Here is a 14066-nt window from a genome sequence, read left to right as displayed (position 1 = left end):
ACGGATCGACAAGCGTTAAAAGTATCCTGGCGAGCGGTCTGGCCTGAGCGGCAATTTGAAGAGCATCGTGGTTCCTCGATCGTCAGACCGGGCGATTTCGAGGTTTCCGCCATGAAGCTGAGCGATGGTACGTGCGATCGCGAGCTTGATGCCACGGCCGCCCTGCTTCGAGGAATAGGACGGGTCAAAGATCGCGTCCCGTGCCTCAAGCGGAATGGATTGGCCACTATCAGAGAGCGAAATGACCAGTTCATTGTCAAGCATGGTGCTTGAGATGTTCAATCGGCGTGGCCCTTGAACCTTCTTCATGGAGTCCAGGGCGACGCTGACCAGAGTGGTGATAGCTTGTTCGATCTGCTTAGCTTCAGCCAAGACGGCGGCTCCTTGTGAAAAATCGCATTCGCTCTTGACATCCGCCTCAATCAGGTCGTCGGCAAGAATTTCGAGTGCGGCCTGTACACATGAGCTGACATCAATCAATTCTAACGCGGATCCGCCGGATCCTGTGGCAGAGCGATAACTCCCCATGACGCTTCCGACCGAGAAAGTCGATGCGGCGATCTTGCGCAACGACCGCCGAGCCTTCTCGACTTTCGGTGGGTCTTGGTTGAGCCAATGCAGGCCGGCACTGGCATGGGCGACCACCGCGGAAAGCGAATCGTTGATTTCGTGCGCGATTGTTTCCGCAACGCCAGCCAACGTGATTGGATTAATGTTTTCAAACATCGGATAGGGAATAGTCCGGACGGCCGAGCCTGTTTCGGGAAGGCTACTGACGACCTGCGCCGATCCAACGGCAGCTTCCTGCAATCTCAAGACCTGCTCAAAAGCTGACGCGTAAAGCTCGATAGCCTGAACGGTGGATGCGGAGAACCCGCTCACATCGTCGGCCATTTCCAGATAGAGTATCGATGAAACAAGACTTGTCTGGCCCATCGGAACAGCGAGACAAGCTGTCGCGGCCGCGGGCGCCTCACCCTGATGAGCGCACACGACGCTCGCGCCCAGTGAGGTAGCCTCGATCGCTGCCTTGGTTTGATGTGGCATGGGCATGGACGAAGGTATTCCGATGAAAGGCGCCTCGTTGCTGCCGCCCACAGACGTATGAATGAACAAGCCTTTATCGCCTGGGCAAAGTAGAAGCCCTCTGGCAGCACCGGAAAACTGGACGGCCGCATCCAGCAGTGCGACGATGCTCCCATCTGTCCTTCGGAGTCCGCCCATTGGTTCTACTCCCAAGCCAGAAAATGCGTCGACCATACCCAACACCGTGTCTAAATGTTCGTGCAGCGGGCATCAAAGCCGTTGACGCGCATGCTCGTCAACTTGGGGATCGCTACGGGCCCTCTTTTAGGGCGAAACTATTCAAATTGAGCCGACTTGAACGCCGTATTGTTCAAAATCACAGATCGGTGGCAGGAGGTTAAACGTGGCCGTAATCACGAGCCGCTGCAAAATGCGGCCTGGATGAGGGCCAGCCAGCATTCTTAACCGAGGGCGCTGCAGCAGTTTCGGGCTGTCAGTTTGCCAACATGCTCACGGCCATGTCTACAAAGGCACGTAGACGTGCCGATCGCCTCACGTCACGATGATAGCCCATCCAGATCTCTCTTGGGGGAGGGGCCTCACCGAGATCGACCCGCTTCAGTCGCGATTGCTGGTCGCCGACCGGACGGGGCAAGACCACTATTCCGACACCGGCACAACTCATTTGCGCCTGGACGTTCCGATTGTTCGATTTCAGAGCCACTTTCGCACCCGGCAGCTTCTGCTTCAGCCAATCGATGTCCGGAAAAGCACCGAGAGATGTGTCCATCGTAACAAGCGAAAATCCTGCGCCTTTCCCAGGTTCGGGAACATCGAGGTCTGCGTTGATGTAGACGCCATAAGGCATCTGTATCAGCCGCCGCTGGACAATATCGGCTTCCGCAAAGGGCAGAATTCTGAAGGCAACGTCAGCTTCTCGCTGGGCCAGGCTGAAGAGGCGGGTTCCGGTCAGGACTTCGATATCGACATCAGGATGGGCCTTCGAAAACCTCGCCATGACCGGAGGAAGCACCCAGGCGCCGAACCAGTCGGGAGAAGAGATGCGTAGCGTCCCCTCAAGCTTCTGGACGTCTCCGGCAAGCCTGCGTTCCATCGCAAGTGCCGCTTCCTCCATGTGTTCCGCCATGGTCAAAACGGCAGCACCTTCTTCGGTCAGTACATAACCGTCGGCAGTGCGTTGAAAAAGTGTTTGGCCGGTTGCCTCTTCCAGCGCCTGCAGCCGGCGGCTGACCGTGGGATGGCTGATCTTCAAAAGCCTGCCGGCGGCGCCGAGCGTGCCACTACGCGCAACCGCCAGGAAAATACGAACGTCACTCCAGCCCATCTTCACCCCGTTCAAAACCGTACCGTGACTGTGCAACATCGTCGATTGAGGAACAAGGTCGTTCGGAAGATAAGACTTTCCATTCTTCCACGAAAGGAGGTCAGAGATGGCTTTCACCACTCAATCCACAGCGGTTGCCCCGAGAATGACGACACCGCTGACTTTCGCGATGGCACTTGCCACAGGCGTCGCTGTCGCGAACATCTATTACAACCAACCGATGCTGAAGATCATGGCGCACGAGTTTCCTGGCGCGGCCAGCCTCGTGTCTCCCGTCACCCAGCTCGGATACGCCGCCGGCCTCTTTTTACTGGTTCCGCTCGGCGACATTGTTGAGCGTAAGCGTCTGATCGTTGCCCAGTTTGCCGTTCTCGCGGTCGCACTGCTGGCGCTTGCATTCGCTTCGGGCACGGCAACTGTGCTGATCGCTTCCGTGTTCGTAGGTTTCACGGCGACGGTGGCACAGCAGATTATCCCGTTTGCTGCTCATCTCGCTTCTCCCGATCGGCGCGGCGCAACGGTTGGCACGCTGATGTCCGGATTGCTGGGTGGGATCCTGTTGAGCCGAACCGTTGCCGGCTATATCGGCGGCGGCCTCGGCTGGCGCGAGATGTATATGATCGCCGTACCGGTGGCGATCCTCGGTGCCATCGGCATGTGGGCGGTTCTGCCGTCAGCGGCGCCATCGAGCCAGCTTCGCTATCCGGCGCTTCTCGCATCGATCCGCACGCTTTGGAAGGAGTTGCCGGAATTGCGTCGGGCGGCTTTCACTCAGGCGCTGTTGTTCGCTGGGTTCTCCGCCTTCTGGACTGTTTTGCCCTTCCGTCTGGCAGAACCTCAGTTTGGAATGGGCGCCGGCATGGCTGGCCTGTTCGGTATCGTCGGAGCGGTTGGTGTGATCGCGGCGCCGCTGGCAGGCAAGATCTCCGACCGGCGCGGCCCTGCCATCGTCGTGAAGCTCGGGGCGATCATCTGCCTTCTGTCCTGGGTTCTGTTTGCGGCCTCGCCCACCATCACTGCTCTCGTCATCGGCGTCACAACCCTCGACTTCGGCATCCAGTCGGCGATGGTTTCGAACCAGTCGATTGTTTATTCTCTGCGTCCCGAGGCTCGCGCAAGGCTCAACACCGTCTTCATGGGTTCGATGTTCCTTGGTGGTGCCGCAGGTTCGGCGATCGGAACGGCTGCCTATAATCATTCCGGTTGGACGGCCGCGACGCTCGTCGCCTGCGCAGCCAGCGCGGTTACCGTCGGTCTTCAGTTGAGCAGGCGGGCTCCTGAATGACCAAAGCGATGCGGCGGAGATGATCTCCGCCGCATCGTATCCTGCAAGTCGCCGCGATCGCGGATGCCCCGCCGCCTCGCGGCAGAGCCGGGTTGGCCCCTACACCTTGGTATAGGGGCGCTACGCTTAGGTCTCAGTTCTTCGAGACTGTATTCATTCTAAAATAATGCGGTCATTCACCGCTCATTTCCGTATCAGACATCCGATACGAACATCGAAAGCTCCCCCTCATGGCGATATCTGCAACCGTGAACGGCAGGGCCGTTCAACTCGACGGCCCTCCGGACATGCCGCTTCTATGGGCGCTGCGAGATCTTCTTGGCATGACCGGAACAAAATTTGGCTGCGGTATCGGCCAATGCGGTGCCTGCACGGTGCAGGTCGACGGCAAACCGGTCAGGTCCTGCGTGCTGCCGATCGGCGAGCTGGACGGCGCGATTACGACAATCGAAGGGATTGGCGAGACCGAGGAGGGGCGCAGAATCCAGAAAGCATGGCTTTCACTCGAAGTCGTGCAATGCGGATACTGTCAGTGCGGTCAGATCATGGCAGCATCGGCGCTGCTTGCGCGCGACCCGAAGCCGGATGATGCGGCAATCGATGCGGCCATGTCAGGCAATATCTGTCGTTGCTGCACCTATCCGCGCATCCGCGACGCGATCAAGGAGGCTTGATATGGGGCTCTTTGGATTGCTCGACGACAATCGTCTCCCGACTCTCGGTCGCCGGAAGTTTCTCGCTGGCAGTGCGCTGGTCATAGGTTTCGCCTTCGCCAACTCTGCGCGCGCGCTTGTACCCACAACAGGCCTCGGTCGCGCGGGTGCTCTCGATGCTGCGGCAACCGGGTTCGATGGTTTCGTACCGGATGGGTTCATACGCATCGGCACGGACGGGCAGATCGTTCTTGTCGTCCCGAGCGCGGAAATGGGCCAGGGGATTGCAACAACCGAGGCGATGTTGCTCGCCGAAGAACTGGAAGTCGGGCTGGATCAGGTGGAAGTCGCTCTCGCACCGGCCGATCCGACCGCGTACAATCAGTCTATTCTGAAAGGCCAGATTACCGGCGGATCGACCTCCGTGCGGGCATTCTACCTGCCTTTGAGACAAGCGGGCGCCGCCGCGCGCACCATGCTCGTCAATGCTGCCGCAGGTCTCTGGCAGGTTCCGGCCGCCGAATGCAGCGCAGCAAGAGCGGTCATCACCCATAACCCGACGGGGCGGGCAGCCTCTTATGCTTCGGTTGCCGAAGCCGCCCGTTCGCAGCCCGTCCCTAAGGATGTTCAGCTGAAGAAGCCGGGCGAGTTCAAGCTGATCGGCAAACCGCTGAAGCGGGTCGATACACCGGAGAAAGTCACCGGTGCGGTAAAGTTCGGCATCGATGTCATGGTCGAGGGTATGCGTTACGCCGCGATCACGATCTGTCCCACCATTGGCGGGAAGGTGAAATCCGTTGACGATACCGCGTCGCGGGCCTCGCCAGGTGTTATCGATATTCTGCGGATCGAAGATGCCGTTGCGGTTGTCGGCGAGACCTATTGGGCCGCCAAGAAGGGCCTTGATCTGCTCGCGGTCGAATGGGACCTGGGACCGAACGCGGATATGTCCTCCGATGATTTGTGGGACGGGTTGCGCAATGCCAAGGCCACGCCGATCGTCGGCAAGGTGGTCGGAGATCCCGACATCGCCCTTGCTTCAGGCGTTCGGATCGAATCCACCTATGAGCTTCCCTACCTGGCACATGCTGCTCTGGAGCCGATCAACACGACCATTCACATGCAAGGAGATCGCTGCGACATCTGGGTGAGCACCCAGGTGCCCGAAATCGCCAGGGTCGTTGCCGCGGAGATCCTCGGATTACCGATCGAAAAGGTGACGGTGCATCCGCATCTGATCGGCGGCGGCTTCGGTCGCCGTCTTGCCGTCGACACGATCCAGCAGGCAGCCCGGTTCGGCAAACTCGCAAATTATCCAGTAAAGATCATCTGGACCCGCGAGCAGGATATCATGCACGACTATTTCCGGCCCGCCTATTTCGACAGGGTCACGGCAACGCTTGATCCGAAAACGCGCCTTCCTTCTGCGTTCCATCATCGCACGACCGGCTCGACCGTCAGAACCTATTACGATCGAAAGCCCTGGCCGGAAGGCAAGCTCGATCCCGATACGCTCGGAGGGTCGGTCGACATGCCCTATGCAATCCCGAACGGGAAGTGGGAATGGGTTCGTCAGGACAGTCCGGTTTCGTTGAACTGGTGGCGCGGCGTGGGTGAGGGCCACAACGTCTTCGTCATCGAAAGCTTCATCGATGAGCTCGCGCTGGCGGCGGGCAAGGATCCGATCGAATATCGGCTTGCCATGCTGCAGAACAACCCGCGTGCCATTGCGGTGCTGAAGAAGGTCGCCGACGCCTCTGGCTGGGGGGGAGAGCTTTCGGCTCGGCGCGGCCGCGGGGTTTCCTTGCACCACAGTTTCGGAACGTTCGCTGCCCTGGTGATGGAAGTTGAAGTCGATCGCTACGGCGAGGTCTATCTCAGGAACGGGACGATCGCCGTCGATTGCGGTCAGCCGATCAATCCGGACGGCGTCGTTGCCCAGATGACCGGTGGCACGCTGTTTGGCCTGTCCGCGGCGCTCCACAACGGGGTGACCTTCAAGGATGGCCGCGTTCAGGAAAGCAATTTTCATGACTACCGGCAGATCCGCATGAACGAGGTGCCGCCTTTCCAGGTCTTTGTCATGCCCAGCACCGAAAACCCCGGCGGCCTTGGTGAAGTCGGGACCGTCTCGGCGCCGGCAGCGCTCACCAACGCGATTTACGCCGCGACCGGTGTGCGGCTGCGTTCGCTGCCGATCGACCGCAAACTCTTGATGGAGAAAGGGCATGGCGATGAGGTCGGCGGTGCCAGCTACCAGTCGAAGACGATCACCAGCCACCGGGGAGTGGCACAATGAGATACTTGCCCAAATTCCTCTTCGTCATTTCTGGCTTGGTCGTCGTCGTCGGGCTCGCGGCACTCGCCTTCTTTTTCTGGCCGCATCGACTGCCACAGGTGACCGCAAGCGCCTCTCAGCCGCATGGTTCGGAACTGATTGCACGCGGGAAATATCTGACCACCGCTGCCGACTGCGAAGCCTGTCACACCGCCCCCGGAGGCAAACCCTTCGCCGGTGGGCTCGCCTTCAAGCTTCCCTTCGGAACCATCTATTCGCCCAACATCACACCCGACACGAAGGATGGTGTCGGCTCCTGGTCGGATGCCGAGTTCGTCCGCGCGGTTCGCTCAGGTGTCGGCAGGCATGGTGAAGATCTCTACCCTGCCTTCCCCTACACATCCTACGCACTCCTCTCGACCGACGACATCCTTGCCATCAAGGCCTATATCGAAACGCTCAAGCCCGTGTCCGGTTCGGCGCCTGAGAATGAGCTGGCCTTCCCGTTCAATCAACGCTGGACGCTGCGGTCGTGGAAGCTGCTCTTCATGCCTTTGGGGCCTTTTGAGCAGGATACCTCAAAGAGCGAGCAGTGGAACCAGGGCGCCTATCTCGTCGAGGCTCTGGCACATTGCGGCGAATGCCACACGCCGCGCGGCCTGATGTTCCAGCGCGAGCAGGGCGAAGCCCTGTCTGGCAGCCTCGTTGACGGCTGGAAGGCCTGGAACATCACCTCCGACAAGGAGACGGGTCTCGGCAAATGGTCGGACGAGGCGCTCGCCGCCTACCTGTCGAGGGGCTACGCGGCAGATCATGGTCCGGCTGCCGGGCCGATGCGGCAGGCAATAGATTTGAGCCTGAGCAAGCTGCCACAGTCTGATATCCAGGCGATTGTCACCTACCTGCGCACCGTTCCGGCGAAACCAGCAAGTTACGAAGGTCCGCCGGTCAACCCGGTCGCCCCTGCTGCCCAAGCAACGAAACCATGGACACCGGACGAAGGCGGCAACGCTGTTGGCAAACGAATATTCGAAGGTACCTGCGCCAGCTGCCACGGCTTTGATGGCTCAGGCCAAAATATCGCCCGCGCAGCCTTGTCCGGCTCTCATTCCGTCAATGACCCGAGTGGTTCAAACCTTGTCAGGGTCATCCTGCAGGGGACCGTGGATCAAAGCGGAACGTCGACGACGGCGATGCCGGCATTCGCAAAAGGATACTCCGATGCAGAGATTGCTGCGCTGGCGAATTATGTGATCGGTCATTTCGGTGGCATGAAGGGACAGGTCACACCTAACGTCGTCTCGGCCGCTCGATAACAGCCTACCGATGCTCGTGGCGAGCAGGCACCCGGTTTCCAGAAGGGAACCGGGCGTTTTGCCATGGCTATCAATGAGGCCGGCTCGCCTTTGCCTCGGTCGCTCAAACGCACTTCGAATTTGAATATTGCGACACAAAACGCCCTATCCATTGGCATATCTAGGCATAGCCCAATCTATACCTACGTTTAGTTGCGACCAAGTCTCCCAACCGCGAATGTCATGGCAGACGCTCCGACTACGAGTGTCACGCAATCGAGCAAGCATTGCTCGCCATCGAACCATTCACGCGAAGGAGAGCCTCGATGCTGGGTTTCAGCGCATTGGAACTTGCGCGACTACAATTCGCTTTCACCGTCTCGTTCCACATTATCTTCCCTGCCATTACGATCGGCCTAGCCAGCTATCTGGCCGTGCTTGAGGCACTGTGGCTGATCCGTCGAAATCCGGTTTACGTAGAGCTCTATCACTTCTGGTCGAAGATTTTCGCCGTCAATTTCGGCATGGGCGTCGTCTCGGGCCTCGTCATGGCTTATGAGTTCGGCACCAACTGGAGCGGCTTTTCGCAATTCGCCGGCGGCGTCACAGGCCCGCTCCTCACCTATGAAGTGCTGACGGCCTTCTTTCTTGAGGCGGGCTTTCTCGGCGTCATGCTTTTCGGCTGGAACAAAGTCGGCCCCGGCCTGCATATGTTCGCGACGGCCATGGTTGCCATCGGCACGCTGATCTCCACAACCTGGATCCTGGCGTCGAACAGCTGGATGCAGACCCCTCAGGGTTTCGAGATCATCGATGGCCGGGTCGTGCCGACCGACTGGCTGGCGGTGATCTTCAATCCTTCCTTCCCCTTCCGGCTGGCTCATATGACGCTGGCAGCCTACCTCTCGACAGCACTGTTCGTCGCTGCTGCTGCAGCATGGCACCTGCTGCGGGGCCGCTCCACGCCGGCGATCCGGAAGATGTTTTCAATGGCGCTCTGGATGCTGCTTTTCGTTGCGCCGGTGCAGATGTTCGTCGGCGACGCCCATGGCCTCAACACACTCGAACACCAGCCCGCCAAGATCGCTGCGATCGAGGGGCATTGGGAGAATGATCCGAACGCCACCAGCCTCCCGCTGATCGCCTTCGGTATTCCCGACATGAAGGCCGAGGAGACGAAATACGCGATCGAGATCCCGTTCCTTGGAAGTCTGATCCTGACCCACAGCCTGCATGGCAAGATTCCCGGCTTGAAGGAATTCGCGCCTCAGGATCGCCCGAACTCGACGATCATCTTCTTCACCTTCCGCATCATGGTCGGTCTTGGCATGGCGATGCTCCTGCTCGGCGTCTGGGGTGCTTACCAGCGTTGGCGCGGCAAGCTGTTCGAAACCCGGCTCTTCCTGCTCTTCGCCCTCTGCATGGGGCCGACTGGGTTGATCGCGGTGCTGGCCGGCTGGATCACCACCGAGGTTGGGCGTCAGCCCTGGGTCGTCTACGGAATCCTGCGCACTCAGGATGCGGTCTCCAACCATTCGGTCCTGGCCCTCAGCGTTACGCTGGTCATGTTCATCGTCATGTATTTCCTCCTCTTTGGAACAGGCATCGGCTTCATGTTGAGGATGGTTGGCCAAGGTCCGGAAGAAGGCCGCGGCAGCATGGCGCCATCCCAGGATGGTCAGGTCCATAGACCCGCAAGACCTTTTTCCGCCGCTCCCGACAACATCAATTCAACGCCGCTGCGCGAAACCACGGAGGTTTAAGATGGGTATCGATCTTCCCCTCATCTGGGCTGTCATCATCGCCTTCGGTGTTATGATGTATGTGATCATGGATGGTTTCGATCTCGGGATCGGCATCCTCTTCCCGTTCGTGTCCGATCGGCTGGAGCGGGACGCCATGGTCAACACCGTGGCGCCGGTCTGGGACGGCAACGAGACTTGGCTTGTTCTTGGCGGAGCCGCCATGTTTGCGGCCTTTCCGCTTGCCTACGGCTTCCTGCTCAGCGCGCTTTATCTGCCGCTGATGTTCATGCTCGCCGGCCTGATCTGGCGTGGCGTTTCCTTCGAGTTCCGCTTCAAGGCCGCGGATCACCACAAGCCTTTCTGGGACAAGGCCTTTGCCGGCGGTTCTTATGTCGCGACCTTCTCGCAGGGCGTGGCGCTTGGTGCCTTCGTCAACGGTTTCGAGATCGACGGCACGACATTCACTGGTACGGCGCTGGATTGTTTCACGCCATTCAGCATTTTCACCGGCTTTGCCCTCATGGTCGCCTATGCGCTTCTCGGCTCGACCTGGCTCATCATGAAGACGACCGATGACCTGCAGCGCCGCATGCGCGATCTGGCCCAATGGATCTCGATTGCCCTGCTCGTGGCCATCATCATCGTCAGCATCTGGACCCCGATCATGCATCCGCAGGTGGCGGCGCGCTGGCTGAGCCTTCCCAACCTCTTCTTCTTCGCGCCTGTGCCGCTTCTGGTTTTGGGGGTGACCTGGCTTCATCTGCGTGTCCTGCGCAGCCGCGCGGTCCATGTTGCCCCCTTCATTCTCGCGCTGATCATGATCTTCCTTGGCTACACCGGCCTAGCAATCAGCATGTGGCCCTACGTGATACCGCCCTCGATCACGATCTGGGCGGCAGCGTCGACGCCGGAAAGCATGGGCTTCGCGCTGGTCGGAACGCTGCTGATCATTCCAATTATCCTCGTCTACACGTCCTGGTCCTATTACGTGTTTCGCGGCAAGCAGGCTGTGGGTGAGGGGTATCACTGATGGCGTTCCGGAGCCTCGCTCACGGTCCCGCCAAACGGGTCGGATGGTTGGTCGCCATCTGGTGCCTGTCGGTGATCGGTCTCGGCGTCTTCGCCATGATCTTCCGCTTCATCATGTCCCTGGCGGGACTGACCGAATAGGCCCGCCAGCTTCATTCAATCAAACCAATTCCAGCTTTGAACACTGCCATTTAGGCTGTTCGCCTTCGCAACTGACGCAGTTAGCGATCCATCAAGGAGAGTACCATGAGCAAGAAAGCAGCAGACGTCATCACCGAGATCCTTCACGCCGCCGGCGTGCGCCGCATCTATGGCGTCGTTGGCGACAGTCTGAACGGGCTGACCGAATCTCTGCGCGTTCGCAAGGATATCGAATGGGTCCACACAAGGCATGAAGAGACCGCAGCCTTTGCCGCCGGCGCCGAAGCGCATCTGACCGGCGAGCTTGCCGTCTGCGCCGGTAGCTGCGGACCGGGCAACCTGCACCTGATCAATGGTCTCTTCGATTGCCAACGTTCTCGTGTTCCGGTGCTTGCCATCGCCGCTCAGATCCCTTCGGCGGAGGTCGGACGCGGCTATTTCCAGGAAACCCATCCGGATCAGCTATTCCGCGAGTGCAGCCATTTCTGCGAGATGGTGAGCCACCCGGATCAGCTTCCCGGTGTTCTGGAATCGGCGATTCGCGCAGCCGTCGGCAAGCGTGGCGTGGCGGTGATCGTCATTCCAGGCGATGTGGCGCTGTCCGAGTTCACGGGCAAGATCTCCCAACCGGCGGCATTCGCTCTGCCGCAGCCGACAGTCACGCCCCAGCCCAGCGAGATCGTCCAGTTTGCCGACATTCTCAACAGCAGCTCCAAGACGACGCTGTTTTGCGGCCGCGGTTGCCAGGGCGCCCATGCCGAGCTGCTGAAGCTGGCCGAGAAACTAAAGGCTCCGATCGTCCATGCACTTGGCGGCAAGGAACATGTCGAATGGGACAATCCCTATGATGTCGGCATGACCGGCCTTATCGGCTTTTCTTCCGGCTACGCCGCGATGCAGGATTGCGATACGCTCGTCATGCTGGGTACCGACTTTCCCTATCGTCAGTTCTTCCCCTCACATGCCAAGGTCGTCCAGGTAGATCTGCGACCGGAAAATCTCGGGCGCCGTGTCCCCCTCGACCTCGCCCTTGTCGGCGACGTCAAGTCGACGATCGAGGCCGTTCTTCCGTTGGTCGAGGCCAACCCGAACACGTCGTATCTCGACTTCTGCAAGAAGCGGTATGTGAAGGCGCGGGCCGGACTCGATGAGCTGGCCACCGGCAAGGCGGGTCGGACAATCCATCCGCAATATCTGGCAAAGCTCGTCAGCGACCATGCGAGCGAAGACGCCGTATTCACCTTCGACGTCGGCACGCCAACCATCTGGGCCGCGCGCTATCTGAAGATGAACGGCAAGCGCCGGATCATCGGTTCTCTCGCCCACGGTTCCATGGCCAACGCCATGCCGCAGGCAATCGGCGCGCAGTCCGCTTATCCCGGCCGTCAGATCATTAGCCTGTCCGGCGATGGCGGCTTCTCCATGCTGATGGGCGATTTCCTGACACTGGTGCAGCAGGATCTGCCGGTCAAGGTCATCATCTTCAACAACTCGACCCTCGGCTTCGTGGCCATGGAAATGAAGGCGTCCGGCTTCCTTGAAACGGGGACCACGCTGAAGAACCCGAACTTTGCCGATTTCGCCCGGTCGGTCGGAGTCCATGCGCTTCGGGTCGAGGATCCTTCGGAGCTTGAAGGGGCGATCAAGGACATCCTGGCGCATGATGGACCGGCGCTGCTCGACGTCGTCACCAATACCCAGGAACTGTCCATGCCGCCGCAGATCAAGGCGGAACAAGTGAAGGGCTTCAGTCTCTGGGCCCTGAAGACGGTGATGAACGGTCGCGGCGACGAACTGGTCGACTTGACGCTGTCGAACTTCCTAGAGCGCTGACATGATCCTTGAAGCTGCACTTGAACGCCTGGTCAAGATCGGAACGTTGACCGTGACCTTTCCCGATGGATCGGTGAAAGCCTTCGGCACGGGAGAGGAGCCGCGTGCCTCTCTTGCAATCCGGAGCACACTGGCCCAGCGCCGGCTGGCAAGAAACCCGGCGCTTGCGCTCGGCGAGGCCTATATGGACGGAGAAATCGAGTTCGGAGACGGCGACCTCTTCGGCACGCTCGATTTCCTCGCCATGAACTCGATGGAGGGCGGCAGCCATCCCTTCGACAAGCTGATGGAGAAGGTCCGCCGGCTGCGTCGCAGTCTCGACCAGTTCAACACGACCGGGCGCTCCAGGCGCAATGTCGCCCACCATTACGACCTCGACGATCGCCTCTATTCGGTCATGCTCGATCATGATCGGCAATATTCCTGCGCCTATTTCCCCGATGGGGACGAGACGCTGGAAGACGCCCAGCTGAAGAAAAAGGTTCACATCGCCTCCAAGCTGATGCTGGACCGGCCGGGTCTTGAGGTTCTGGATATAGGTTGCGGTTGGGGCGGCATGGCCCTGTTCCTGGCAAGGGATTACGGCGCCCGCGTAACGGGGCTGACCCTTTCCCAGGAACAGCTTTCCGTGGCTCGTCGACGGGCCTTCGAGGAGGGTTTGAGCGATCTCGTCTCCTTCGAACTGAGTGACTACCGCAACTGGGATCACAAGGTCGACCGGATCGTGTCAGTCGGCATGTTCGAACATGTCGGCATCAATCACTACAAGACCTTTTTCGACAAGGTGAAGTCGCTTCTGCGCGACGACGGTGTGGCGGTGATCCATGCGATCGGGCGGGCAGACGGGCCGGGTAGCACCAACCCCTGGATCACCAAATACATCTTCCCCGGCGGTTACTCGCCGGCAGTGTCGGAAGTCATGTCGGTGGTGGAGAAGTCGGGCCTATGGGCAACGGATATTGAAATCCTGCGCCTGCATTATGCCAGGACGCTTGAGCTGTGGCGCGAGCGTTTTGACCGGCATCGTGCCGCCCTGACGACGGTTTATGATGAACGGTTCTGCCGGATGTTCGAGTTCTATCTCGTCGGATCGGAACTTGCTTTCCGCCGCTGGGGTCACATGAACTGGCAGATTCAGCTGACGAAAGATGTTGCAACCGTGCCTTTGGCTCGCGACTATATGGCGGCAGCGGAACGGCGAAAATTAGCGTCCATGACATCACAGGATGCGACGCCGATACATGCGGTGCCATTGAGAGCCAGCCATGGGCGCGCAGAGCAGATAGCTCAATAAACGAAACAGGGGAAGGAATCCTATTTAGATTCATTCCTTGCGACCTTTGGCGGGTGGCATTTTGGCGACCGCCAAAGGTCTTTACTGCGGAAGAAGGGCGCTCATTCCCGAACACAGCTCGATCGTCTCCAGCCGACCCGAA

The 14066-nt window shown here is 59.5% G+C and carries 11 protein-coding genes; 9 read left to right on the top strand and 2 right to left on the bottom strand.

Features of this window, described 5'->3' with window-relative positions; translation table 11 throughout:
• Positions 1-15: 15 nt before the first annotated feature.
• Positions 16-1224 carry a HAMP domain-containing sensor histidine kinase gene (locus FHT28_RS15700; RefSeq protein WP_162740578.1) on the bottom strand — a complete coding sequence of 403 codons (1209 nt, stop codon included), beginning with the start codon at positions 1222-1224 and terminating at the stop codon, positions 16-18.
• A gap of 295 nt (positions 1225-1519) precedes the next feature.
• Positions 1520-2371: a LysR family transcriptional regulator gene (locus tag FHT28_RS15695; protein WP_168596823.1), complete on the bottom strand. Its 852-nt coding sequence runs from the start codon at positions 2369-2371 to the stop codon at positions 1520-1522.
• Between the two features lie 106 nt (positions 2372-2477).
• Here FHT28_RS15695 and FHT28_RS15690 point away from each other — a divergent pair, with 106 nt between their 5' ends.
• The 9 genes from FHT28_RS15690 (at position 2478) to FHT28_RS15650 (ending at position 13924) form a co-directional block, all read left to right on the top strand.
• Positions 2478-3656 (top strand): MFS transporter, encoded by a 1179-nt coding sequence (locus FHT28_RS15690; protein ID WP_210255766.1) that lies wholly within the window; start codon positions 2478-2480, stop codon positions 3654-3656.
• A 230-nt stretch (positions 3657-3886) separates the two neighbouring features.
• Positions 3887-4330, top strand: coding sequence for a (2Fe-2S)-binding protein (locus FHT28_RS15685; protein ID WP_037198656.1), 444 nt, complete (start codon positions 3887-3889; stop codon positions 4328-4330).
• Position 4331: 1 nt separating this feature from the next.
• Positions 4332-6608 (top strand): molybdopterin cofactor-binding domain-containing protein, encoded by a 2277-nt coding sequence (locus FHT28_RS15680; RefSeq protein WP_168596693.1) that lies wholly within the window; start codon positions 4332-4334, stop codon positions 6606-6608.
• Complete coding sequence (locus tag FHT28_RS15675) at positions 6605-7903, top strand: c-type cytochrome (RefSeq protein ID WP_168596692.1); 1299 nt, start codon at positions 6605-6607, stop codon at positions 7901-7903. The genes FHT28_RS15680 and FHT28_RS15675 overlap by 4 nt, the downstream gene beginning before the upstream one ends.
• Positions 7904-8208: 305 nt before the next feature.
• The gene (locus FHT28_RS15670) at positions 8209-9645 is read left to right on the top strand and encodes a cytochrome ubiquinol oxidase subunit I (protein ID WP_112442365.1); all 1437 of its coding nucleotides are present in this window, start codon (positions 8209-8211) and stop codon (positions 9643-9645) included.
• Between the two features lies 1 nt (position 9646).
• Complete coding sequence (gene cydB / locus FHT28_RS15665) at positions 9647-10657, top strand: cytochrome d ubiquinol oxidase subunit II (protein WP_168596691.1); 1011 nt, start codon at positions 9647-9649, stop codon at positions 10655-10657.
• A complete protein-coding gene (locus FHT28_RS15660; protein WP_080760542.1) occupies positions 10657-10797 on the top strand; it encodes a DUF2474 domain-containing protein in 141 nt (46 codons plus the stop codon). Before cydB ends, FHT28_RS15660 begins: the two co-directional genes overlap by 1 nt.
• Before the next feature lie 105 nt (positions 10798-10902).
• Positions 10903-12630 (top strand): ubiquinone-dependent pyruvate dehydrogenase, encoded by a 1728-nt coding sequence (poxB, locus tag FHT28_RS15655; RefSeq protein ID WP_168596690.1) that lies wholly within the window; start codon positions 10903-10905, stop codon positions 12628-12630.
• Position 12631: 1 nt separating this feature from the next.
• Positions 12632-13924: a cyclopropane-fatty-acyl-phospholipid synthase family protein gene (locus FHT28_RS15650; RefSeq protein ID WP_168596689.1), complete on the top strand. Its 1293-nt coding sequence runs from the start codon at positions 12632-12634 to the stop codon at positions 13922-13924.
• Positions 13925-14066: the final 142 nt, after the last annotated feature.

Origin of the sequence: Rhizobium sp. SG570 (assembly GCF_012275345.1) — a bacterium.
Lineage (GTDB): Bacteria > Pseudomonadota > Alphaproteobacteria > Rhizobiales > Rhizobiaceae > Rhizobium > Rhizobium lusitanum.
The sequence above is the reverse complement of the archived record's forward strand: the minus strand, read 5'-3'. Positions and strand labels throughout refer to the sequence as shown.